Annotated in this window: 19 protein-coding genes and 1 tRNA gene; 11 read left to right on the top strand and 9 right to left on the bottom strand. The window is 72.0% G+C overall.

The window, feature by feature from the left end:
- Positions 1–44 precede the first annotated feature (44 nt).
- Together AB0F88_RS04115 and AB0F88_RS04110 are read left to right on the top strand one after the other, a co-directional pair.
- On the top strand, positions 45–914 hold the full coding sequence (locus tag AB0F88_RS04115) for an ABC transporter permease (protein ID WP_362677137.1): 870 nt from the start codon (positions 45–47) through the stop codon (positions 912–914).
- A complete protein-coding gene (locus tag AB0F88_RS04110; RefSeq protein WP_362677135.1) occupies positions 911–2701 on the top strand; it encodes an ABC transporter ATP-binding protein in 1791 nt (596 codons plus the stop codon). Before AB0F88_RS04115 ends, AB0F88_RS04110 begins: the two co-directional genes overlap by 4 nt.
- Here the strand turns inward: AB0F88_RS04110 and AB0F88_RS04105 are convergent.
- Entirely contained in the window at positions 2647–3903 is a 1257-nt protein-coding gene (locus AB0F88_RS04105) for an MFS transporter (protein WP_362677133.1), read from the bottom strand. The genes AB0F88_RS04110 and AB0F88_RS04105 overlap by 55 nt on opposite strands.
- A 98-nt stretch (positions 3904–4001) precedes the next feature.
- Here AB0F88_RS04105 and AB0F88_RS04100 point away from each other — a divergent pair, with 98 nt between their 5' ends.
- The gene (locus tag AB0F88_RS04100; protein WP_362677131.1) at positions 4002–4604 is read left to right on the top strand and encodes a MarR family winged helix-turn-helix transcriptional regulator; all 603 of its coding nucleotides are present in this window, start codon (positions 4002–4004) and stop codon (positions 4602–4604) included.
- A gap of 99 nt (positions 4605–4703) precedes the next feature.
- Here the strand turns inward: AB0F88_RS04100 and galK are convergent, their stop codons facing one another.
- Positions 4704–5822, bottom strand: coding sequence for a galactokinase (gene galK / locus AB0F88_RS04095; protein WP_362677129.1), 1119 nt, complete (start codon positions 5820–5822; stop codon positions 4704–4706).
- Between the two features lie 162 nt (positions 5823–5984).
- Between galK and AB0F88_RS04090 the strand changes: the two genes are divergently transcribed.
- Positions 5985–6058 (top strand) — tRNA-Ile (locus tag AB0F88_RS04090).
- 177 nt (positions 6059–6235) lie between these two features.
- Here the strand turns inward: AB0F88_RS04090 and AB0F88_RS04085 are convergent.
- Together AB0F88_RS04085 and AB0F88_RS04080 are read right to left on the bottom strand one after the other, a co-directional pair.
- Positions 6236–7003 carry a sulfite exporter TauE/SafE family protein gene (locus AB0F88_RS04085; protein ID WP_362677127.1) on the bottom strand — a complete coding sequence of 256 codons (768 nt, stop codon included), beginning with the start codon at positions 7001–7003 and terminating at the stop codon, positions 6236–6238.
- Positions 7004–7159: 156 nt separating this feature from the next.
- Positions 7160–7732 carry an NADAR family protein gene (locus AB0F88_RS04080; RefSeq protein WP_362677125.1) on the bottom strand — a complete coding sequence of 191 codons (573 nt, stop codon included), beginning with the start codon at positions 7730–7732 and terminating at the stop codon, positions 7160–7162.
- Positions 7733–7935: 203 nt separating this feature from the next.
- On the opposite strand from AB0F88_RS04080, the gene AB0F88_RS04075 reads away from it, so the two are divergent.
- From AB0F88_RS04075 to AB0F88_RS04055, 5 genes are all read left to right on the top strand, one after another.
- Positions 7936–8712, top strand: a complete 777-nt coding sequence (locus AB0F88_RS04075) for a DUF4184 family protein (protein WP_362677123.1) — start codon at positions 7936–7938, stop codon at positions 8710–8712.
- Positions 8713–8966: 254 nt separating this feature from the next.
- The gene (locus tag AB0F88_RS04070; protein ID WP_362677121.1) at positions 8967–10397 is read left to right on the top strand and encodes a glutamate decarboxylase; all 1431 of its coding nucleotides are present in this window, start codon (positions 8967–8969) and stop codon (positions 10395–10397) included.
- Positions 10398–10482: 85 nt separating this feature from the next.
- Positions 10483–11349, top strand: coding sequence for a class II glutamine amidotransferase (locus tag AB0F88_RS04065; protein WP_362677119.1), 867 nt, complete (start codon positions 10483–10485; stop codon positions 11347–11349).
- 64 nt (positions 11350–11413) lie between these two features.
- A complete protein-coding gene (locus AB0F88_RS04060) occupies positions 11414–11731 on the top strand; it encodes a calcium-binding protein (RefSeq protein WP_362677117.1) in 318 nt (105 codons plus the stop codon).
- Positions 11732–11767: 36 nt separating this feature from the next.
- Entirely contained in the window at positions 11768–12139 is a 372-nt protein-coding gene (locus tag AB0F88_RS04055; RefSeq protein ID WP_362677115.1) for a hypothetical protein, read from the top strand.
- Between the two features lie 86 nt (positions 12140–12225).
- Here the strand turns inward: AB0F88_RS04055 and AB0F88_RS04050 are convergent, their stop codons facing one another.
- From AB0F88_RS04050 to AB0F88_RS04030, 5 genes are all read right to left on the bottom strand, one after another.
- Entirely contained in the window at positions 12226–13467 is a 1242-nt protein-coding gene (locus AB0F88_RS04050) for a TIGR02679 family protein (protein WP_362677113.1), read from the bottom strand.
- Positions 13468–13570: 103 nt separating this feature from the next.
- Positions 13571–17650: a TIGR02680 family protein gene (locus tag AB0F88_RS04045; protein WP_362677111.1), complete on the bottom strand. Its 4080-nt coding sequence runs from the start codon at positions 17648–17650 to the stop codon at positions 13571–13573.
- Complete coding sequence (locus AB0F88_RS04040) at positions 17647–18813, bottom strand: TIGR02678 family protein (RefSeq protein ID WP_362677109.1); 1167 nt, start codon at positions 18811–18813, stop codon at positions 17647–17649. Before AB0F88_RS04040 ends, AB0F88_RS04045 begins: the two co-directional genes overlap by 4 nt.
- Positions 18810–20360 (bottom strand): TIGR02677 family protein, encoded by a 1551-nt coding sequence (locus tag AB0F88_RS04035; protein WP_362677107.1) that lies wholly within the window; start codon positions 20358–20360, stop codon positions 18810–18812. Before AB0F88_RS04035 ends, AB0F88_RS04040 begins: the two co-directional genes overlap by 4 nt.
- 168 nt (positions 20361–20528) lie before the next feature.
- Positions 20529–20789, bottom strand: coding sequence for an SAV_915 family protein (locus AB0F88_RS04030; protein ID WP_362677105.1), 261 nt, complete (start codon positions 20787–20789; stop codon positions 20529–20531).
- Positions 20790–21474: 685 nt separating this feature from the next.
- On the opposite strand from AB0F88_RS04030, the gene AB0F88_RS04025 reads away from it, so the two are divergent.
- Together AB0F88_RS04025 and AB0F88_RS04020 are read left to right on the top strand one after the other, a co-directional pair.
- Positions 21475–22242 carry a class I SAM-dependent methyltransferase gene (locus AB0F88_RS04025; RefSeq protein WP_362677103.1) on the top strand — a complete coding sequence of 256 codons (768 nt, stop codon included), beginning with the start codon at positions 21475–21477 and terminating at the stop codon, positions 22240–22242.
- Position 22243: 1 nt separating this feature from the next.
- Positions 22244–23128, top strand: a complete 885-nt coding sequence (locus AB0F88_RS04020; RefSeq protein WP_362677101.1) for an NAD(P)-binding domain-containing protein — start codon at positions 22244–22246, stop codon at positions 23126–23128.
- The last annotated feature ends 8 nt before the right edge of the window (positions 23129–23136 follow it).

The raw sequence follows: 23136 nt of genomic DNA, 5'->3' as shown, positions 1-23136 counted from the left end.
CTGCCGGGAGGGGCGCCCTCGCCGTACGACCCGAGGAGAATCCGATGACGACGATCACGGAGGTCCCCGGTGTCGCGGCCGTCGCCCCCGCTCCGGCCGGGCGCGGGTACGGCTTCAGCGCGCCGCTGGTCGCGCCGCTGCTGTTCCTGGCGGTCGCCGCCGTCGCCGCCGTGGCGCCCGGCCTGCTGACCGGTGTCGACCCGCTGGCCGCCGACCCGCTGCGCGCGCTCGCCGGGCCGAGTGCCGAGCACTGGTTCGGCACCGACCACCTCGGCCGTGACGTGCTGTCGCGCGTCGTCCACGGTGCCGGGCACTCGCTGAGCATCGGCGCCGCCGCCGTCCTGCTCGCCGCCGGGGCCGGTGCCCTGCTGGGCGTGCTGGCCGGGCTGTCCCCCCGCTACGTCGACGAGTTGCTCAGCCGCCTGTTCGACGTCGTGGCGACCTTCCCCGAACTGCTGCTCGCCCTGCTGGTCATCGCCATCACCGGTCCCGGCACCGGCAACGTGATCCTCGCGATCGGCATCGCGCAGATCCCCAACTACGCCCGGGTGATCCGCGCCCAGACGTTCGTGGTGCGCCGCTCCGGCTACGTCGAACAGGCGGTCACCTTCGGACTGACCAGGCCGATCCTGGTCGCCCGCCACGTGCTGCCCAACGTGCTGGGCCCGCTGCCGGTGCTCGCCACGATCGGGATGGGCACCGCCATCATCGCCACCTCCGGGCTCAGCTTCCTCGGCATGGGCCCGCAGCCGCCCAGCCCGGAGTGGGGCTCGATGCTGTCGGAGGCCCGCAACTACCTGCGCGTCGCCTGGTGGACCGTGCTCTTCCCCGGTCTCTCCGTCACCCTGACCGTCATCAGCCTGACGCTCGTCGGGCGCCGCCTGCAGCGCCGTTTCGAGGGGAGAAACCGTTGAGCCTCATCGACGTCGAGGACCTGCGGGTCGGCTTCCCCCGGGCGGGGGTGCGGGCCGTACGGGGAGTGAGCCTGTCGATCGAGGCGGGCGAGTGCGTGGCGATCGTCGGGGAGTCCGGCTCCGGCAAGAGCGTCACGGCCAGGACGCTGGTCGGGCTGGCCGGTTCCGGTGCCGAGGTCGCCGAGGTCACAGCTTCCCGGTTCGAGGTGAACGGCCGGGACGCGCTCCGGTTCGGCGCCCGCGACTGGCGACGGCTGCGCGGCCGGTTCGCGGGGCTGGTGTTCCAGGACGCGCTGACGTCGCTCGACCCGCTCCGTACCGTCGGCGACGAGATCGCCGAGGTGCTCGCCACCCACGATGTCGTACCCCGCGCCGCCCGCAGGGAAAGGGTGATCGAGCTGCTGGAGGCGGTCGGGGTGCCGGAACCGGAGGTGCGGGCCCGGCAGTACGCCCACCAGCTGTCCGGGGGACTGCGCCAGCGCGCCCTGATCGCCTCCGCCATCGCCGCGGACCCGCCCCTGATCATCGCCGACGAGCCGACGACCGCGCTCGACGTCACCGTGCAGGCCCAGATCCTGCGGCTGCTCGCCGCCCGCAAGGCCGAGGGCACCGCGCTGCTCATGATCAGTCACGACCTCGCCGTGGTCTCCGCGGTCGCCGACCGCGTACTGGTCATGAAGGACGGGGTGATCGTCGAGGAGGGGCCGACGGGACGCGTGCTGTCCGCGCCCCGGCACGACTACACCAGGCTGCTGCTCGCCGCCGTCCCCTCCGCCGTCTCGCGCGGCACCCGCCTTTCCGCCATCGCCGCCGGGGGGATCGCGCTGCGCACCCCGCTGCCGGAGCGGACCGTGGACCACACCGCGCCGGTCCTGGAGGTCTCGGGGCTGTCGGCCGCGTACGGTTCGCGCACGGTGGTCGACGACGTGTCCTTCGAGGTCTACCCCGGAGAGACGCTCGGCATCGTGGGAGAGTCGGGTTCGGGGAAGACCACGGTCGCCCGGCTCGTCCTCGGACTGCTCGAACCGGCCTCGGGGGAGGTCCGGCTGGGCGGCGAGCCCTGGTCGGGGATCCGCGAGCGCGGGCGGCGTTCCCGCAGGTCCCGCATCCAGGTGATCTCCCAGAATCCGCTCGACTCCTTCGACCCCCGCTACATGGTGGGCCGCCTGGTGGCCGAACCCCTGCGCGGCGCCTCCTTCGAGCGCGGCTCCCCGCGCGGCGTCTCCTTCGGAAGCGGTTCCCCGCGCGGCTTCTCCTCCGGGGACGGTTCCTCGCGCGGCGTCTCCTCCGGGAGAGCGTCTTCGGGCGGCGCTCCTTTCAGGCGCGGATCCTCGCGCGGCATCCCTGCGGAGCACGGTTCATCGCGCGGCGTTCTCCTCGACCGGGTGGCCGGGCTGCTGGAGCGGGTCGGACTCCCGGCGGACGTCGCCGGCCGGCACCCCCGGCGCCTGTCCGGCGGCCAGCGCCAGCGGGTGGCCATCGCCAGGGCCCTCGCCACCCGCCCCGACGTGCTCGTCTGCGACGAGCCGGTCTCCGCGCTGGACGTGTCGATCCAGGCCCAGGTGCTCGACCTGCTCGCGGAGATCCAGGCCGCCGACGGGACCGCGCTGATCTTCATCTCCCACGACCTCGGGGTGCTCCACCACGTCGCCGACCGGGTGCTGGTCATGCGCGGGGGACGGGTCGTGGAGGAGGGGCACGTGGATGAGGTGTTCTTCCTGCCCCGGCACGACTACACCCGCGAGCTGCTCGGCGCGGTGCCCAAACTGGTGCCGGCCGAGCCCTGACGGAGACCGCGGATGTCGGGCAGGGCCAGCACCCCCAGGCAGGAGACCGCCAGCAGCGCCGCCGCCCCGTACAGGGCGGGGGCCGTGCCCACCGCCCCGGCCAGCGGCCCGGCCAGGGCCATGCCGAGAGGGGTGAGCCCGAGGGAGAGCAGCCAGTCGTACGCGGACACCCGTGAGATCGCCTCGGCCGGGATGTGCTCCTGCACGGCGGTCTCCCACATGGGGGACATGAAGGCCAGGCCCCCGGTCATCAGCCCGTAGGCCGCCGCGACGGTCAGCGCGGGCGCCTCGGCGGCGAGCAGGACCAGGGGCAGGGCGCCGAGCGCGAGCGCGAGGTTGGCCACGACCAGGGGCCGTCGTGGCCTCGCCCGCAGTGCCAGCAGCGCGCCGCACAGGGCGCCGACCGTGCCACCCTGCACGATCGTGCCCCAGGCGAGCTCGCCACCGAGACTCGTGACGGCGATCACGGGCCCGATCGTGATCAGGGCGCAGCGGCTGAGGTTCCACAGGGAGTGGCCGACGAGGTTCGTCCAGTACCACCGGTGGCGGCGCAGCTGCGCCCAGCCTTCGGCCAGCTGCCTGACGAACCGCTCGCGCGGCGCGGGCGGGATCGGCGCGAGCCGGAGCCGGCCCAGCAGCACCGCGCTGACCGTGAACGTCGCGGCGTCCAGGAGCAGCGCCCAGCCGGGCCCGGCGGTCAGCGCGAGGGCGGTGGCGATCCCCGGGCCGAGCAGCATGGACCCGCGCTGGGCGATCGCCATGAGCGCGTTGGCCCGGGGAAGGTGCTCCGGCGCCACGGTGGCGGGCACCAGGCCGGTCGTGGCGGGCAGGAAGAACGCGGAACCGGCCCCCGAGACGGCGGCCAGCACCGCCAGGTGGACGATGTCGACCGTACCGGTGATCAGCTCGAAGCCCATGGCGGCGTGGGCGAGCCCGCGCACCACGTCCGCGCCCATCATCACGCGACGGCGCAGGAGCCGGTCGGCCCACACGCCGCCGGGCAGCATCAGCGCCACCGTGGCGATCGACTGGGCGGCCAGGACCACCCCGAGGTCGGTGGCCGAGCCCGTCGCGGTGACGATCGCCAGCGCGAGGGCCACGACGGTGATGGAGTCGCCGATGTGCGAGAGGGTCTGGCCGGTCCACAGCAGGCGGAAGCGAGGATCTCGCAAGGGGGCCCAGGAGCCGTGCGAAGGGGTCATGGATGGAAAATTACTACGAAAACATAATATATGCATCCGTATTAAAGGTGATGTGACGTCGACGGCGATCCGGCGGAGGGCGGCGTTACCCTTTGGGCATGCCAGAGCCTGACTCCATCGACCGGCACATCGCGCACTGGTCCCGCGAGCTGTCCGACCTCGATCCGCAGGTCGAGGGGATCGTCACGCGCATGCAGGCGCTCGTGCGGCTGCTCAGCCGGAACAAGCACGCCTGGCTGACCGCCGGAGGGCTCAAGCCCTGGGAGTTCGACGTCCTTCACCACCTGGTCGCGGCCGGTCCGCCCTACCGGGCGACCCCTTCGCTGCTGGCCGGGTGGCTCGACACCCATCCGGCCACGCTGACCAACCGGCTCGACCGGCTGGAGCAGGCCGGATACGTCGACCGCGTGCACGATCCGGGCGACCGCCGCCGCCTGCTCGTCGCGCTTACCCCCGCCGGGCGCGCTGTCTGGCAGGAGCGCATGGACCAGGGCGACCTCTCGGAGCGGGAACTGCTCGGCCCGCTCGACCCCGGGGAGCGCGAGGTCCTCGACGATCTCCTGCGCCGGATGGTCCGGAACGCGGAGCGGGACGGCTCGCCGCTGATGCCTGATTGGCCGTCCGGGCCGGGTCCGGTGGCGGATTCGGTGGCGGGGCCGGGTTCCGGTACGGATACGGGGTCGAGCCGGCCGGGCGGGTGATCTCGGGAGTGGAGACGGCCGGCCCGGTGATCGCGGAACCGGTTCCGCGATCACCATGCCGGCCGTCGGACGATCCCCTGCGAGGGAGGGGCGGGGCGGTCAGAGCAACCGGCGGGCTCCCGCGGCCGGGGTCGCCGGGTAGATCTCCGGCGCGGCCCAGCCGCGCTCGGCGTAGGCCTCGGTCACCGACTCCCGTACGGACTCCACCCGGTCGTCGGCGACCAGCGCGATCGCCGACCCGCCGAACCCGCCCCCGGTCATCCGCGCCCCTCGCGCCCCGCCCCTGACCGCCGACTCCACGGCCACGTCCAGCTCGGCGCAGGACACCTCGAACTGGTCGCGCAGCGACAGGTGGGAGGCATTCAGCAGCGACCCGATCTCCCGTACCGCACCGGCCCGCAGCATCCCGATCACCGCCTCGACCCGGTGGTTCTCCGTCACCACGTGCTGGGTGCGCCTGCGCTCGTCGCCGCTCAGCTGCGCGAGGGCGCCCGCCAGGTCCGTGACGTCGCGCAGCGCGTCGACGCCCAGGTGCTTGGCGGCGTTCTCGCAGTCCTTGCGACGGCGGGCGTACTGCCCGTCGGCGAGCTCGTGGTGCACCCCGGTGTTGATGATCAGCAGCTGCAGGCCGTGACTCGCCAGGTCGAACGGGATGTTCCTGGTCCCGAGGCTCCGGCAGTCCATGAACAGCGCCTTCCCCTCCTCGCCGAGGGCGGAGGCCGCCTGGTCCATGATCCCGCACGGCATGCCCACGAAGTCGTTCTCGGCCTTCTGCGCGGCGAGGGCGATCTCCATCTTGGTCAGGCCGAGCCCGTACAGCTCGTTCAGCGCGGTGCCGACGGCCACCTCCAGTGCCGCGCTCGACGACAGTCCCGCCCCCCGGGGCACGTCCCCGTCGATCACCACATCCGCACCGCCGACCTGCTGTCCTCCCTGGCGGAAGACCCAGAACACCCCGACCACGTAGCGTGCCCAGCCCTCGGCCTCGTCGAGCGTCGCCAGCGTCACCGGCTCGCCCGCCTGCAGCGACCGCAGCCTGATCACCCCGTCCTCGCGCGGCGACACCGCCGCGGTCACCCCCCACGGCAGCGCGAACGGCAGAACGAACCCGTCGTTGTAGTCGGTGTGCTCCCCGATCAGGTTGACCCGCCCCGGAGCGTGCCACACCCCGGCCGGTTCCGTGCCGTACGAGTCCCTGAAAGCTTCAACAACGCGCATGATCCAACACTCCTCAACAAGGTTCACCAGTAGGGTAGCGAGTCGGCCGGAGCCCAGGTCCCGCGCTTGATCCTCCCGAAGGTCACATCTTGAACCCGTCCCGCCCGGCAGGTGTGCGAACAGCGTCTACGTTTGGTTGAATGCCGCGTACGGCGTGCGCGAGGGGCGGTAGCTCAGCCGGTTAGAGCAGGGGACTCATAATCCCTGGGTCGCGGGTTCGAGTCCCGCCCGCCCTACCCTCCGTGACCACCTGAAAAGCGCCCCTGACCTGTGTGTTCGCGGTCGAGGGCGCTTTCGTCGCGTCCGGTTGTCACCGATCGCCGCCGGTCTTCGGTGGTTGACCGTGCCGAATACGTGCTGAGATTCCGGCAGCGGCGCTTGGGGCGGGGACCGTGCGGTACGAAGTTCCCAGGTCAGGGGCGCAGCAACTGGACGACGGCGACGGTGCCGACCGCCACGATGAGGCCGCGCAGCACCGCGGGGCTGAGCCGGCGGCCCACCCTGGCCCCGATCGAGCCGCCGAGGGCGGAACCGATCGCGATGAGCGCGACGGCCGTCCAGTCGAAATCCGCGGAGAAGAGGAAGAAGATCGCGGCGGCGGTGTTGACGACGGCGACGAGGACGTTCCTGGCGGCGTTGAGGCGTTGCACGGTCTCGTCGAGGAGCACGCCCATCAGGGACATGTAGATGATCCCCTGGGCGGCGGAGAAGTAGCCGCCGTAGACGCCGGCGAGTGTCAGCCCGGTGAGAAGCAGTGGGCCGCCGTCGGGATGGGCGGTGCCGCTGACGCGTTCGCGGCGTCGCCGCACGCTCCTGCCGATCCAGGGCTGGAAGATGACCAGGACGAGGGCGAGGCCCACCAGGGCCGGCACGATCCTCTCGAACGCCGTGGCGGGCAGGGTCAGCAGCAGCGCGGCCCCCGTGAGGCCGCCGAGCAGGGCGCCGACGCTCATCTTCAGGATGCGCCGGCCCTGGCCGCCGAGCTCCGCGCGATAACCGATCGCCCCGCTGATGGAGCCGGGGATCAAGCCGAGGGTGTTGGAGACCGCGGCGGTGACGGGCGGCATCCCGGTGGCGAGCAGAACGGGAAAGGTGATCAGTGACCCGGAGCCGACGACGGTGTTGACGGCGCCGGCGCAGGCGCCCGCCGCGAGGACGGCGAGCATCTCCCACGGCGTCACCCTGTCTCCTCCCTCGCGGAGTCGGCGTTCATGTCCGGCCAGGCGACATACGACGGCGATGCCGCGTGGCGCGTGGCGCACCAGCTTAAGCGCCCCGGATCCCTCGACCGGTGGCCTGGCCGGACTCCGCCTCGATCAAGGAAGGTCCCGGCCCTCTCACGAGGAGGCGTCGAGGGCGTCGCGGGCGTCCATGAGGGCGAAGCCGAGCAGGTTCAGGCCCCGCCACGTGGCGGGGGAGGCGGCGCGTTCGTCGTCGGCGGTGAGTCCGATGCCCCAGACCCGGTCGACGGGGCTGGCCTCGACCAGGACCCGGGAGCGGGTGCCGAGCAGGAAGTCCCTCAGCTCGGGGTGCTCGCCGAACTTGGCGATGTTGCCGCGCACCACGATCCCGTAGCGGTGCTCGTCCCACACGGCCTCGTCGAAGCCTCGGACCTCGCGGCCGAGTTTCTTGGCCTCGCCGGGGTGCTCGGCGGCGAGGATCCGCGCGGCGGTCTCGCCGTCGCCGAACAGCCATGCCTTGTGCGCCATCATGTAGTGCTCGGCCGACCGGAAGTCGTGCCCCTCCGAGGTGAAGACGGCCTCCCACCACTGGCTGAGGCATCCGGCGCCGATCCCGCCGTCACGCGGCGGCCGGTGGCCCCAGAAGAACAGGTAACGCAACCGCTCCCCGTCTCGCTCGGCTGCGACGGCCTCGGCGACCGAGCGGGGCGCTCTGATGAGATCGGACACCGGTACACCGTGCCACGGGTGGCCGCCGGACGGCCACCGGGTTACCGGCGCGGACGGGACGACCTCGGCGCCGCCCGCGGATGACCGGCCGTCCGGCGTGATCACCGTCCGCGGATGACCGGCCGTCCGGCGTGATCACCGTCCGCGGACGACCGGCCGTCCGGCATGATCACCGCCCGCGCCGACGATGTCGATAATGGGGTATGCCCTTCACCCTGAGCCACACCGTCGCGATCCTGCCGCTGCGGCGGTGGTTGCCTCCTTCGGCGCTGGCGATCGGCGCGATGGTGCCCGACCTGCCGTACTACCTGCCGTTGCCCTTCTCCTCGAGGATCACTCACGGCTGGCCGGGCGCGTTGCTGGTGGATCTGCCCGTGGGAGTGGTGGTGCTCGTCGTCTTCAACCTGCTACTGCGCGCGCCGTTGACGGCGCTCGCCCCGGACGGGTTGCGCGCGCGGCTGCCCGACCCGGCGCCGTCCGGGCGCGGGATCGCGGTGGTGGCCGCGCTGCTGGCAGGCGTCGCCACGCACCTGGTCTGGGACGGGTTCACCCAGGTGGGAGGCTTCGCCGTGGTGCACTGGCCGGCGATGCGCGTCTCGGTCGTCGGGGCGCACCGGGTGTTCAATGTGGTGATGTACGTCAGTTCGCTGGGCGGGCTCGTGGTCCTGGCCTGCTGGTTCGCCCTGTGGTACCGGCGCGCCGCCGTACGGCCGGGACGCCCGCCCGGCGTGACGGGGCGGTCGCGCGGGTGGGTCCTGGCCGCCGGGGCGGGCGCCGCGACCGTCGGCGCGGCCGTGCTGGGGAGCGGCGACCGTGCCGCGGTGAGCCTGTACGACCTGGTGCGGTGCGTGATCCTGGGCGCGATGATCGGGGGAGGCGTCGTCCTGGCCGGTTACGTGGCCGCGTGGCACGTGTGGTCGGCGGCGCGCTCCCGGCGGGGCACGCCGCGGCCGGATCGAATCGAGGACCACGTTCGTTGACGGGCCCGAGCCGCCCGCCCGCGGCGACCGGGATGATCCGGGGGCCGGGGTGATCCGGGGGGCGAACATCGGTGAGCCGGCCGCCGCGCCCGGACGGTCCCGGGTCCCACGCGTCTCAAGTCCCGGGTCCCACGCGTCTCAAGTCCCGGGTCCCACGCGTCTCAAGGTGGTGTCGCGCGGCGGTGGCGGGGTACCTCGTCCAGGGGGAAAACTCCAGCTCACGGTGCTTGATCAGCTCGGGAAGGACACGGACTATGCCTCTGAGGCGGCCCGGTCGCACCGGGCGCGGAAGCCGGGATCTGGAGATCAACCCGATCTTCAGCCGGGAGCCCCGCCGGGTCCCGCGCCACGCCATGCCGGACGGGGAGATGGAGCCGGACACGGCCTACCAGCTGGTGCACGACGAGTTGATGCTGGACGGCAACGCGCGGCTGAACCTCGCGACGTTCGTCACCACCTGGGCGGAGCCGCAGGCGCTGAGGCTGATGGCCGAGTGCGTCGAGAAGAACATGATCGACAAGGACGAGTATCCACAGACCGCGGAGCTGGAGATGCGATGCGTGGACATCCTCGCCCGGCTCTGGCACGCCGAGGACCCCCACCGCGCGACAGGCTGCTCGACGACCGGGTCGAGCGAGGCGGCGATGCTGGGCGGTCTGGCGCTCAAGCGGCGCTGGCGGCACCGGCGCCGCGCGAAGGGCCGCCCCGCCGACCGGCCCAACCTGGTGATGGGCGTCAACGTGCAGATCTGCTGGGAGAAGTTCGCCGACTACTTCGACGTCGAACCCAGGTACGTGCCCATGGAGGGCGATCGATACCACCTGAGCCCCGAGACGGCGGTCGAGGCGTGCGACGAGAACACCATCGGTGTCGTCGCCATTCTCGGCTCCACGTTCGACGGCAGCTACGAGCCCGTCGCCGGCATCGCGGCGGCCCTGGACGAGTTGCAGGCCCGCACCGGCCTCGACGTGCCGATCCACGTGGACGGCGCCTCCGGTGCCATGATCGCGCCTTTCCTCGACCCGGGCCTGCACTGGGACTTCCGGGTGCCGCGGGTGGCGTCGATCAACACCTCCGGGCACAAGTACGGCCTGGTGATGCCCGGAGTGGGCTGGGTGCTGTGGCGCGACTCCCCGGCGCTCCCCGACGACCTGGTCTTCCACGTCAACTACCTCGGCGGGGACATGCCGACCTTCGCGCTGAACTTCTCCCGGCCGGGTGCCCAGGTGGTCGCGCAGTACTACAACTTCCTGAGGCTGGGCTTCGACGGTTACCGCCGGGTGCAGCGGACGTGCCGGGACGTGGCGACCCGCCTGGCCGGGGAGATCGCCGACCTGGGCCCGTTCGAGCTGATCACCGACGGCGGCGAGACTCCGGTGTTCGCCTTCCGGGTACGGAAGGGGGTCGACGGCTTCACGGTCTTCGACGTCTCCGCCGCGCTGCGTGAGCGCGGCTGGCTGGTACCCGCCTACACCTTCCCCGCGAACCGTACGGACCTGGCGGTACTGCGCGTCGTCGTCCGCAACGGCTTCAGCCACGACCTGGCCGATCTGTTACTGGAGGACCTGCGCAGGGTGCTGCCCCGGCTGGAGGCTCAGGGCGGACCGCGCCGCACCGCCGACGACGCCGGAGGCTTCGCGCACGGCACCGAGAGCAAGAGCCCCCGCCGTCACGGCCACGGCTGAAGGCGCGCGGCGGCGATCGAAGACGTCCGCGCCGGACGGGGGAGAACCGGCGCGGGCGGAGGACGAGGGAGAAGGAGAGATCGGGATGTGCCGTCTGTTTGGCATGAGCAGCGCGCCGCAGCGTACGTGTGCCACCTTCTGGCTTCTGGACGCGCCGGTCAGCATGAGCGAGCAGAGCCACCGCTACCCCGACGGGACCGGTCTGGGCTACTTCGACGCCGACGGCACCCCGGAGGTGCACAAGACGCCCGTCGCCGCCTACCGGGACCAGTGCTTCGCCGAGGAGGCCAAGGAGACGGAATCCGCCACCTTCGTGGCCCACGTGCGTTTCGCCTCCACCGGTGGCCTGGAGAAACGCAACACGCATCCCTTCCTGCAGGAGGGGCGGCTCTTCGCCCACAACGGGGTGATCGAGGGCCTGGACGAACTCGACGCGGAGCTGGGCGAGTACCGGGATCTGGTCGAGGGGGAGACCGACTCCGAGCGTTTCTTCGCGCTGATCACCCGTGAGACCAGGGCGCACGGCGGCGACGTCGCCGCCGGTATCGAGGCCGCCGCCCGCTGGGTGGCCGAGAACCTGCCCGTCTACGCCCTCAACCTGGTCCTCAGCACCCCGCGGGATCTGTGGGCGCTGCGTTACCCCGACACCCACGAGCTGTACGTGCTCCAGCGTGCCGCGGGCGGGTGCCGCGGCGGACGGCACCTCGACCAGAGCGGTACCGACGGCCGCATCCGCGTCCGTTCCCGCGATCTGATGGATGTCCCCGCCTTCGTGGTCGCCAGCGAGCACATGGACGACCATCCCGACTGGTGCCCGATGGAGCCCGGCGAGCTGCTCCACATCGGGCCGGGCCTCGACCCCACCCGCCGGATCGTGCTGCCCGACGAGCCCGCGCACCGGCTGAGTCTCGCCGACATGCGCCCCGAGGCCGCCGCCTCGCAGGTCGTGTGATCTCCGTACGGCCTGCGCCGGGACCGGGTTTCCCGGCGCAGGCACGTGAGAAGCCCTAACCTTGGTGATCGTGGCAGAGTTGAGCAAGGCGGAGCTGGAGGCGCCGGCCGAGGAAGCCACCGTCGACGCCTACGATGAGCACGAACAGCTCTCGGGCTTCCACGTCATGCTCGAGGAGCATCTGGCGATACCGTTCCGGACGAACGTGCTGGGTGTCGAGGTGACGGTCAAGAAGATCGATCTGCTCGCGGGGAGCGGCATCGTCGCGATCTGCGTCCGAGGGAAGCACCGGCAGACGATCGGCATCCTTGACCTCCCGCTGCCGGCTCCGCCACCTGAGGGTTCGAAGTGGATCGACACCTACCGGCATTGGGCGCGCTGACGATGAGCGAATACCACTGACCTTCCCCGGCGTAGCGTGGCCGAGCTGCTGGACGCCGCGGCGGAGCGCCGCCAGGAACGCGAACGCGAGGAAGCGGCCAGGCACGCGGCGCAGGAAGCCCGTCGCGAACGGGAGCGTGCCCTGGCCAGGGAGAGGAAGTTGGAAAAGCTGGTCGCGGACGAGGAGGGGGCCTGGCTGCGCGTCAACGAGATGATCGGCGTCAAGAAGGCCGGTGAGTACGACACGGCCGTCGAACTCCTGAGGGATCTGCGGACCCTGGCCGAGCGCGCCGACCGGCTCGGCGACTTCACGCGGCGTTTCGCGCTCCTGCGGCAGGAGCATCTGCGCAAGCCCAGCCTCATCGAGCGCTTCGACCGCGCGGGGCTCGATCGTCCGCTCACCGCCTGAGCGGTCCCGGCCTTGTCGTCACCGCCGGTCGGACGTCACAGCCGGCTGGATGTCATCGCCGGTCGGACGTCACAGCCCGCTGGATGTCATCGCCGGTCGGAGGCCAGGTCGGCGAGCAGGCCCTCCAACACCAGCTCCTCCTCCACCCGTACCGCCCGCCGTGCCATCGCGGCCGAGAGCGCGGGATCCCAGGGGGTCGGGCAGGGGCGTCCGGCCAGGGGGGCGCGGGAGGCGGCGGCCTCGTAGGAGGCGGCGTCGTAGCGCCACGGCCGCCATCCGACTCGCTCGTGGACGGCCGCGGCGATGCCGACGCCGCCCCAGTCGAAGTCGCCGTGGTAGGCGAAGGAGGTGCCTCCGGCGGCGAGCAGGTCGAGCAGGCGCCAGACGGCCGCGGAAGGTCTGCCGTTGACGCAGACCAGCCCCGGGCAGAGCGGCCCGAGAGCGTCCGCCGCGGCGGCGACCACGATCGGGTTCTCGCACATCCGTACCAGCCCTCCGGCGATGGGCGTCTCGTGGCGGCGTAGCTGGCGCAGGGTGAGTACGCAGGGCTCACCCGCCTCGCGGGCGAGCGCGAGCATGCGCCCGGTCGGGGTGCGGTCGTCTCCGGGCAACCCCAGGCAGAGGACGGTCGACGAGAGATCGTCGAGGTGGACCCCGACAGCTGCCCATGCCTTCCTGCGGGCGTCGGCCGTTCCCTCACCGGCGTAGGGAAGTCCGGCCAGGGCGCGGGCGGCCGAGATCGCCAGCGTGGCCAGCGGCCGGCCCTCGTCGAGGGCGTGCGCGTCCTCGCAGCTTTCCGCCGCCAGAAGGCCGAGGGGAATCCCCGGGTGCGGCAGCCGGCGCAGCACCTCGGCCAGCCTGTCCAGCAGGACGCGGGCCTCACCGGGATCGGGCGCGCTCCGCCGCAGCTGGCCGGTGGTGTCCAGCCACGAGCGCCAGCCGTGCAGTTCCGGGCGACCGGTCACGACGGCGTCGAGTCCCGCGCAGGCGTCGCGCCAGGCCGCCTCCCGCCCGGCGTTCTCTCGCGCGAGGTCGCGGACCGGGCCGCGCAGCAGGACGACCGCGGCGGCCAGACCGTCACGGCAGGCGCCGCTGGAGCGCAGGACGCGGTCGACCTCGTCGAGGGAGACCGACAGGGAGGTGCCGTTACCCGCGCGGCGCCCCAGGAGGAGTTCGATCGCGCGGCGCTGCTCCAGCGATGCCCTGCCCAGGGTGACCGTACCGGTCAGCGGTCTGCCCTGTTCGAGGCGACGGCGGGCCCGTTCGACCAGCCACGCGGTCTCCCGGGCGCCGAGCAGCCGCTCCAGCCGCCCCGGCTCACCGCTCATGCGAATAATCCGTCCGCAAATAATCCGTCGCTCGCAGGACCCGTCGCTCGCGCGAACGCTTCATCGCTCATGCGAACGGCCTGCCGTTCACGCGGCCCACCGGTCATGTGAACAGCCCTTCGGGCTCCTGCTCGGGGACGATCGCGGCGGGGCGTGGAGCGGGCCGTTCCATCCTGCGGCGCTCGTGGCCGTCCCAGCGCCACGTGGTGACCAGAACGGCGTCGATGCCGTCGTGCCTGGACAGCTGGCAGATCGCCAGTCCCGGCACCTGCGGGTAACAGCCCCATTCCCGCTCGCTGGTCATCACCACGTCCATGTCGAACGTCGCCAGCAGCCCGAGGCATTTGGCGCGCGAGTCGTCGTCCACGCCCGCGAACGCCTCGTCGAGCGCCACCAGCCGGGGAGCGTGCGGGTTGCCCGCCGACTTGTAGTGGGCCGACGCCGCGGCGAACAGCGGCATGGACGCGGCGAGCACCCGCTCGCCACCCGAGGCCGGTCCCGTGGCGCTGCGCCACTGGCCGTCCTGCAGTCGCTGGATCGCGAACTCGTGCCAGGTCCGGTAGTCCAGCGCCCTGGTCAGCTGCTCGGTCCGTCCGGCGGCCGGATTGCCGGCGTACTCCCGGGCGATCTGCTCCTGCAGGAAGGCGCCCACCGTGGCGCGGTCCTCCGCCGACCAGGCGTCCACGGTCTGGCGGAGCTTCTCGCGGATCCTGCCGAGCCCGTCGGGGGCGTTCCTGGCGGCGTTCCAGACGAGGCGCAGCCGCATGCCGGTGGAGGTCGGGCGGGACTCCAGCTCGGCGTTCATCTCCCGCACCTCGGTCTCGGCCGTGGTGATCAGCTCGTGGAGGGTTCCGGCGACCTCGTTGAGGAGGTGGTTCTCCAGGATCTCTCGTTCCTTGGCCGACAGCAGCTGCGCCCGGTGCGTGGTCTCCTCCGACAGCGCCTCCGCCAGGCCGGGGATGTCCCTGGTGCGCCCGTGGAACAGCACGTCGACGACCATGATCCCGTCCTGCAGGGTCAGGCCCACCGAATGCCCGTGCCTGGACATGGCGTCGGAGAGCAGCTTGTGCTCCTCGGTGACCCGCTTCTGGATCCTGTCCCACGGGCCCTCGGCGTCGTCGACGCCGTCGAGTTCGGCGTTGGCCGCGCGGGCCAGGAGAACCGCGGGAGTCGCCGCCCACTCCGCGCCGGCGTCGGGAACCTCCAGCGAGGGTACGGCGACGCGCAGCAGGCCGGTGGCGGCGAACGTACGGAATTCCGCGACCGCCGCGTCGCGGTCCTTCCCGGCCTGCTCGATCTCGTCGCGCAGGGTGTCGCGCCTGCCCTCGGCCCTGCCCCGCTCGCCCAGGGAGGCCTGCTCCGCCTCCCTGGCGGCGCGTTCGGCGACGTCCCGCTCCCGCAGGGCCAGCCGCACCTCCTCAAGGCGGCGGTAGAGCTCCTCGACGGCGGCTCCGGCGGTCTCCACCAGCACCCGGTATCTCTCCGCCGCGGCGTCCGCGCCCTCCCGCGCCTCCGCCGCCCGCCGGACGGCCTCACCGTGCCGTTCGAGAGTGAGGGAGAGTTCCTCGGCCGTCTCCGTCGCGGCCTCGCGCGCCGCGAGTGTCGCCTCGGCGGCCGGCCAGAGCCCGGCCAGGGCGAGACGGTAGCCGGCCACCCCGCTCCTGACCGCCGCGAGCTCCCCGGCCTCCGTGGGCAGGCCGACGTCCTCGGCGAACTCGGCCGCCAGCGACCTGGCGGTGTCCGTCTCCGCCTGCCGCGCGGTCATCGCGTCGAGCGCCGCGCGGTGTGCGCCGTTCAGCTCGCGCCGCCGTTCGTGCTCGGTGGCCAGCTTGACGTGCGCCTCGCGCAGCGGCGCGTCCGGCGGTAGCGCGCGGTGCTCCTCGGCGAGTACCCGCTGCCGTGCGGCGAGCGCCGCCAGCGCCCGCAGCAGCTCCTCCATCCGCTCGCGCGCCCGGTCCAGCTCCTCCCGCAGCAGGGCGAGACGGGCGCGCCTGGCCGTTTCCCGCGCGCCCTCGCCGATGTATCCGGCGCTCTCCTTGCGCCAGGACCCGGCGAGCACGCCGTTGGCCCAGCGGCCGTCCGGCGCGACCCAGGTGGCCGCGCCGGGGCCGAGACCGATGGCGCCGAGCACCGCGTGGACGGCGGTGTCCGGGAGCGCGGCCGCCCGTGGGTCGGCGCGGTCGACCGCAGGGCGGAGCACCGCCCGGCAGGAAGGCCCCTCGACGGCCACGCCCGCGAGCAGGACGGTGTCGTCCTCCGCCACGAGCGTGCCCGACGGGGTCACCCAGGCGTCGAGGATTCCGGCCGCCTCCAGCGCCGCCTCCAGCCCGGCCCGGTGGCCGGCCGGGATCGCGTCGGCGAAGTCGACCGCTCTCCAGAACGGCGCGCCCGGCCGGTCCGTGCGCGAGTCCGGTGCCCGGGTGTGCGGGACGGGCGGCGCGTTGTGACCGCCCGCCTCCAGCCGGGCGATCTCCTCCGTCAGGTCCGACGCGGCCTGCCGCCGGAGGCGCAGCTCGGCGTCGCGGCCCGCCTGCTCGCGGGCCAGCCCGGTGGTGGCCGTCCTGACGGCGTCGTCGACGACGGCCGCGGCCGGGTTGGGGCCCTCGGCGGTGGTGGTCCAGGATTCCAGGATGGCGAGCACCGCGTCCGGGTCGTCGACCCGCAGCTCGACCATCCCGGCGAGGTAGCCGACATAGGCGCCGACCAGCTCCCCGGCCTGCCCGCCGACGGCCCGCTCGGCGACGGAGACGCGCTCGGCGGCGGCCTGGAGCTCGGCGGTCAGCCGGTCCGCCTCGGCGCGGGTGGCGTCGAGGCGGACCTGGGCGCGGGCGACGGCCTCGGACAGCCGGTCGAGCTCGGTCACCGCCTCGGACCGCCGGTCGGCCAGCGTTTCTGCGGCACGGCGGGCCCCGGCCGGATCCTCCTCCCACCGGGCCACGATGTCGAGATGCGCCGGCTCGCACAGGGCCTGGCGGGCGCCCGACGCGGCCGAGTCCCGCGCGGCGGACAGCTCGCGGGCCGCCTGGGCGGCCCTGGCCGCGGAGGCGTCCGCCCGCTCCCGGCGGCGCGCCGCCTCCGCGGCCAGGGCGTCCCTGTCCTTCTCGCGGGTACGGGCGTGCTCGGCCTGCCGCCCGGCCTCCTCGCCGATCCGTTCGAGCTGCTTGGCGTCGCGCATCTCGGGACTCGTCTCGAGGGTTTCTCTGCGGGCCTCCAGGAGAGTCCGCGCCGCCGCCAGCTCGGCCAGCGACTTTCGCGCCGCCTCCAGGTCCGCCTGGGCCCTGGAGTGGCGGTTCTCGGCCTCGTTGAGATCGCGGCCGAGATGCTCGTAGCGGCTCTGGGCCGTGCGGGGCACCGCGGCCTTGCGCTTCGCGGCGATCCGGGCGTACCTGCGGTAATGGCCAAGGAAGTCGGTGGCGGCCCCGCGGGCTTCCTCCAGGGCCTTCAACGCGTCGCGCTCCTCGTCGAGCCCCCGGAACGCCTCGGCCACCGTGCCGACCAGGGAGGGGCTCAGCGGGGGCAGCGCCTCGGTGAGGGCGCGGGAGAGCAGCCTCTCGTCCGGCTTCTTGGACAGCTGCGGCTGACGGAGCTGGATGAGGAGGTTGACCAGGGCCTCGTAGCGCTGCTCACCGAGGCCGAACAACGCCTCGTCCACGGCCCTGCGGTAGTCGGAGGCCCGGTCGTAGACCAGGCCGTGCCCGTCGACGGCCTCACGCAGTTTCTCCCTGGTGAGCGAGACGCCGGTGGGGGAGACGAGGTCCAGCCCGGCGCCGATCCGCTGCGGGGTGACGAAGAACCAGTGCCTGACGATGCCCCGGTCCTTCACCGCCTTCAACCCGCAGCCGACGGTGCGGAACTCGGCGGTGCCGTCGGCCGCGCGCCGGCCGAACTCCAGCCACGTGTAACCGAGCCGCTCGGGGTGCGGGTGCTTGCCCCCCAGGAGCAGGTTCCACTCCATCCGCTTCTGGCGGTCGCCGTCGGGCTCCACACGGTGCGGTGCGAGCTCCCCGTCGAGAAGGAACGGCAGGGTCAGGGCGAGGACCTTGGACTTTCCCGTGCCGTTGTTGCCACGCAGCAGCAGCCGCCCGTCGTGGAAGCGGAACTCCTCGACGTCGTAGTGGAACATGTCGACGAGTCCGGCTCGCAGGGGCTTCCAACGCTCGGAGTCCGGGATGGGGTGCGTCACCGCCGGGCCTTTCCTGGTTCGCGGATGGTCGGTTCCTCAAGGGCGTAGCGGTTGATCGCCGGGAGACCACGCACGCGACCGGGGCGGATCTCGATCAGCCGTAGTGCCGCCAGCCGATCCAGCGCGTCGGCCAGCAGCTCCACCTCGGCGCCGGGATCGGTCACGCCCTTGCGCCAGAAGGCGGAGTGGGCGACGGCGGCCTGGCGTACGAAGGCGTGCAGCTCGTCCGTGCCCGCCTCACCGTGGGCGGCGAGGTGCTCGGCCACCAGCAGCGTCACGTGCCCGTCGGTTCGCTGCTCGGGCATGCGTACGTCGGTCAGCTCGTCGTCGGGGTCGACCATCGCGACGCCCTCGGCGCGGATCTCGGGCAGCAGACCGGTCGCCTCCTCGATCCTGCGGGTGATCGCCTGGCGCTGGGAGACGAGGTAGGCGCGCTCGGCCTCGTCGAGGTCGTCGTAGTAGACGACGGGGTCTTCCAGCAGCCTGCGGGTGAGCCTTCTGCGCATCGCCTGGTTGCGCAGGTCGTCGGTGTCGGCGACAGGTTCGGCGGTCAGCTCGGCCAGCCGTTCCTCGAAGGCGGTGGCGCCGACCGTGGAGGGGCCGCGCGCCCCGGTGAGAAGAGTGGCGAGCACGGGTCTGCGCACGTCGTACAGGACATCGCCGGTGGCCGAGAGGTAGGCGTCCTCGTCGCCGGAGACCCTGCGCAGCACGCCCCAGCCGAGCAACATGCGCACGACGGCCACGAGGTCGGCTCTCTCCGCCCGGCTCTCCAGGGTGAACGCGAAGCCGAGCTCCGGTTCGGCGGCGGCGTTGAGCACCTCCTCCGCGAGCCGGCCGAGCGTGGTCTGGGCGTCCGCCCTCTCCAGGACGGCGAGGGACAGGCAGAGCACGACGTAGCGGCGGCGGCCGAAGGGCTCACCGGCCCGTCCGCGAGCCGGATGGGTGGCGTCGGAGAGGGACGGGGCGGTCTTGAACAGGCGGGCCGTCTCCGAGTCGGCCAGCAGCCGCCAGCCGGTCTCGCGGCTCAGCCAGTCGCGCAGCTCGGTCAGGTGGCGGCGGACGAGCACGAGCCTGTCGGCGTCGGCCTCCGCGGTGAGCAGCGGCTTAGACAGCAGGGCGCGCAGCGCGGCCCGTCGCTGCGCCAGCTCCTCGTCGCGGATCACGGGGCCGCCATCAGGTCGATGATCTCGATGAGATGCTCGGGACCGGTGAGCACCCCGCCCTCGGTGTGGATCTCGACGCTGCCCCCGTCAGGGACGAGCGAGAGGCGAACCTCCATCGAACCGTCGCCGGTCACGGTCTTCACCTCGGTGTCTCCGGGCAGGCGCGCGGCCAGGGCGTCGCCGAGCAACGCGAGGAAGAGCCGGAACGCCCGCGGATCGAGGACGTTCAGCTCCGACAGGAGAACCGGTCCTTCGGTGTGGAGCACGGCGCGGGCCCTGGCGGTCTCCGCGGCCTCGCGCTCCATCCGTTCGAGCAGGAAGGCGCGGGCCTCGGAGCGGTCCCGCACCCGGTTGGGCTTTCCGCGCCGCTCGTAGGAGCCGGTCCTGCGTAATTGCGGGGAGATCCGGACCGGCGGGGCGACGTTCCACGGAGTGCTGGGCGGTGGCTCCTCCTCCTGCCAGGTGGTCACGGTCTCGGCGGTGACGGTGAGGTGGCGTGCGGGCGAAAGACCGAAGGCCGCGCGCCACAGCCGGTGCGTCGCCGCCTCGTCGGGAGCCTCGGCGAACCAGCGGGCCAGCGTACGGAAGTCGGCCGAGCGGTCGGAACGGCCCGAGCGGCGCTCGTTGATCAGGCCGACCGCGTCGATGAGCTGTTTGATCGCCGTCACGGCCGCCTGCCTCAGCAGCCGGGCCTGTGAGGGGTGGCCGGTGTCGCGGGAGACGAACCAGTCCTTCAGGCCGCGCCAGCGGTTCTGCCACGCGCCGAGCGCCGCCGCCTCGGCCCTGGCGTACGCGTCGGCCGCGTCCGCTCCCTCGGGTACGGCGTCGGCGGCCTCCCGCCGCGCGGCCAGCCGCAGCAGCTTCTCGTGATCACCCGACTCCAGCTCGGTGAGGAGCGCGGCGATGCGGGCGCCGGAGTTGGCGAGATCGGCGATGAAGCGGTTGATGTAGTCGATCAGCCGCTCCTTGTAGGCGATGAACCCTTCGACATCGCCGTCGGAGAAGTCGATCGCGCGGCGCAGCGACGCCATGAACGCCTGGGCGTTGTCGGCGAGGGAGGCGAACCGCTCGGCCAGGGAGAGGAGCAGCAGATGCGTCTTGGCGGGATCGGGATCGGCTTGGCCCGCCAGCGCGGACAGGTATCCGAGCTGCTCCGCGATGTCGCCCAGGGCCACCGACTGCAGCGTGCCCCGCCGGCCGATCGCCTCCTCGTAGAAGGCGATGGCCTGCTCGGCCGCCTGCCCGGCCGTGGTGAGCTGGAACAGGAACCGCTTGCGGTGGAAGTCCTCGACGGAGGTCACCCTGCCGGTGTCGGCGTCGGCGCGCAGATTTCCCCATTCGGTCAGCTTCTCCAGCGCCTGCGCGAGCTGGTCGTCGCTGTCGCGTCCCAGCTCGGCAGCGACGTCCTCGGGGCGCAGATGCACGATGAAGCGCTCTTTCGCCCGGGCGAACGTGCTCAGCACCCGGCGGTAGAGCTCCGCGTTCGGCGCGCTGAGGTGGGCGAAGGGGTGGGGATCCTGACGGGCCGCCTGGGACAGGTCGATCACCGTGTCATTTTGCCTGATGAATGCGACCTGGTGTGCGGGCACGATCGATGTCGGTGACTTTCGCCGGCGGGCGGGCGAACGCGTCGGCGGATCCGGTCGGCCGGTGTTTCCGTACGCTTCCCGTCGCGGAGGCCGTCCGGCGTTCCAGGTCCTGTGTGAGAACGCACATCACGCGGCCTGCGGGGACGTCCGGCGAGTCGTTCCGGCGGGGTCGATCACGATGCCGGTGACTTCCAGATCTTCGATCATGTGCCGGAGCGCCGGCTCGGTGAGCCGGATCCAGCGCTGGCCGGCGCCGAGCACCTTGGTCAGGCGCATCTGCGAGGAGAAGGCGACCGCCGTCCTCCTGCCCGAATCGGTCCTGAACAGCCGCAGCGACATGCTGAAGGCACCTTCACGGACAGGCACGTATAACGGTACTTCCGACATTGCTTCCTCCTGGTGAGAAGTAGTACGAAAGTGACGTTATATCCTCCTCGGTGCTTTTCGGTGAGATCTCTACGGAAATCAGACGGGAGTGGCGGGAGTGCTGACGTCACGTTGACGCCCGCCCTTCGCCGGCTTTGGGGCTCGTGCGGACCGCATCGCCTCCGGCCAAGGTCCGTGCGGCCCGGCAGGGGTGGAGCGTGTGACATCCATCAACCCAACCGATTTATGGATGCAAATGCTTACTTGTGGGAAATGTCGATAGTCATCGATCTCCTATTCGCGAAACGGCTGGTTCTCATGGCCGGAATTCAGATGGATCAGAAAAAAAGAAGTCGGGAAAGGTGGATGATTTTAGATATGATTTGCCTTGGAGTGGTTTTATGGGGAAAGTATGGGATGTAGACACCGATATTTATGAAAATGTTGACCGTGTCCGACGAGAAACCAATATGCGAGTTCATCGATGGTGTCGTCGCCTACTGATAATGTTTCGCTCGGCCGGCGGATTGGCTCGACCGGCGATTTATGTCCATTGGTATAAATCGCTTTTCTCTGGTTAGGGAGGTCTCTCATTTCTGGTCTGGATGGTGACGACTCCGAATCCCGGACGGACGCGGGAAACGTCAGGACCGGCCCCTCGTCGTCCTCGAAGATCGAGTCGACCTACAACGAGCTCACGGCACTGGTGAGCGGGATCGCGGGGCCCGACCGGCACTACGGCTTCTGGGCGGGGCCCCAGGACGTCGCGCCGATCCTGGAGGCCGCCGAGCGGATGACCGACTTCGTGGTGGCCAGGCTGGGGGTGGGGCAGGGTTCCCGGGTGCTGGACGTGGGCTGTGGTGACGGTCGCCCGGCCGTACGCCTGGCCCGGACCCTGGGCGCGCGGGTCGTGGCGATCGACGTCGACCGGGAGGCACTGCGCGACGGAGCCGAGCACGCCGCGGCACAGGGTGTGGCGGAGATGGTGCGGTTCCGGCACGTCGACGTGATGGACCTGCCGTTCGCCGACGCCTCGTTCGACGCGGTGCTGGCCTTCGAGGTCACCCCGAACCTCGACGTCGAGGCCCTCTACAGGAGCGTCGCCAGGGTGCTGCGCCCGGGGGGCCGCCTGGTGGTCGAGACGCCTTACCTGCGGGTTCCGATGACGGAGAAGGTCCGCGAGCGCGTCGGCCCCCACCTGGCCATGCTGAACACCGTGTCGCTCGACGCGCCGGAAGACCACCTGGCGGCGGCGCGGCGGGCCGGGATGGCCGCCACGGAGCTCGTCGACATCACCGAGGATGTGCGTGACTCCTTCTCCAGGCTCGCGCGCGGGCCGCGCGAGCGCAGGGCACGGCTGGAGGCCGGCCGCGGGACGCCCGGCACCGCGCGGCCGCCCGCGGCCTTCGCCGCGTGGGCGGACGCCGCCGAGATCGGCGGGGTGGTCATGACCTTCACCAGGACGGAGCACTGACATGACGGATGTGACGGTCATCGGGGCCGGAGTGGTCGGTTCCGCGATCGTCCGGGCCTGCGTCGACTCGGGCCTGGAGGTCTCGGTCTGGAACCGTACGCCGGAACGCTCGGAGAGGCTCGCGGGACGTGACGTCCACCTCCACGCGACGGCCGCCGAGGCGATCGAGGCCTCCCCGATCGTGCTGCTGTGCCTTCTCGACTACGAGATCACCCACGCGGTCCTCGACGAGACCGCGGCCGACCTCTCCGGCAGGCTCGTCGTCCAGCACGCCAGCGGCATCCCCGACGACGTCGCCCCCCTGCGGAAGCGGGTGGAGGCCGCGGGAGGCAGATACCTGGAGGCCGCGATCCTCAACTACCCGGACGCCATCGGCACCGAAGACTGCTTCACCGTCTACGGCGGGGCGGCCGAGGACTTCAAGGAACTGGCGGGCGTGACCGAGGCGCTGTCCGGCAAGCAGGTGCGCCTGGGCCCCGACCCCGGCTACGCCAAGGCCTACCACGTCGTCTCCAGCGCCTTCTACTACGCCTTCGTCAGCGGTTTCCTCGAATGCTCGGCCATCGCGGAGAGCATGAGAGTCCCCCTCAACGACTTCGCGGAGTCCGTGCCGCTCTACGACCCCGGTTTCCAGAACACGATCGGTGTCGGTCTCGGCCTCATCGCGCGCCGTGACTACACCTTCGAGCAGGCTCCGCTCACCTCGCACCTGGCCGTCCTCAACAACCTGGCGGGCATCGCGGAGCGGGCGGGGATCGACCAGTCCTACCTCGGCGTGATGCGCGAGCGCGTGCTGAGGGCGATGGAGCAGGGCTACCGGCGCGAGCACGTGGCGGTGCTCACCGAACAGTTCCGCAGCCGCCGAGCGGCCGTCCATGACCGCTGAGGGGAAGC

Origin of the sequence: Streptosporangium sp. NPDC023963 (assembly GCF_040639135.1) — a bacterium.
Taxonomy (GTDB): Bacteria; Actinomycetota; Actinomycetes; order Streptosporangiales; family Streptosporangiaceae; genus Streptosporangium.
This window is presented reverse-complemented; position numbering and strand designations above follow the sequence as displayed.

Excerpts from the sequence above, each read along its gene's own strand:
- AB0F88_RS04070 (WP_362677121.1), top strand. The coding sequence starts at position 8,967 with ATGCCTCTGAGGCGGCCCGGTCGCACCGGGCGCGGAAGCCGGGATCTG.
- AB0F88_RS04065 (WP_362677119.1), top strand. The coding sequence starts at position 10,483 with ATGTGCCGTCTGTTTGGCATGAGCAGCGCGCCGCAGCGTACGTGTGCC.
- galK (WP_362677129.1), bottom strand. The coding sequence starts at position 5,822 with ATGCGCGTTGTTGAAGCTTTCAGGGACTCGTACGGCACGGAACCGGCC.
- AB0F88_RS04105 (WP_362677133.1), bottom strand. The coding sequence starts at position 3,903 with ATGACCCCTTCGCACGGCTCCTGGGCCCCCTTGCGAGATCCTCGCTTC.
- AB0F88_RS04020 (WP_362677101.1), top strand. The coding sequence starts at position 22,244 with ATGACGGATGTGACGGTCATCGGGGCCGGAGTGGTCGGTTCCGCGATC.
- AB0F88_RS04050 (WP_362677113.1), bottom strand. The coding sequence starts at position 13,467 with ATGAGCGGTGAGCCGGGGCGGCTGGAGCGGCTGCTCGGCGCCCGGGAG.
- AB0F88_RS04075 (WP_362677123.1), top strand. The coding sequence starts at position 7,936 with ATGCCCTTCACCCTGAGCCACACCGTCGCGATCCTGCCGCTGCGGCGG.
- AB0F88_RS04030 (WP_362677105.1), bottom strand. The coding sequence starts at position 20,789 with ATGTCGGAAGTACCGTTATACGTGCCTGTCCGTGAAGGTGCCTTCAGC.
- AB0F88_RS04115 (WP_362677137.1), top strand. The coding sequence starts at position 45 with ATGACGACGATCACGGAGGTCCCCGGTGTCGCGGCCGTCGCCCCCGCT.
- AB0F88_RS04100 (WP_362677131.1), top strand. The coding sequence starts at position 4,002 with ATGCCAGAGCCTGACTCCATCGACCGGCACATCGCGCACTGGTCCCGC.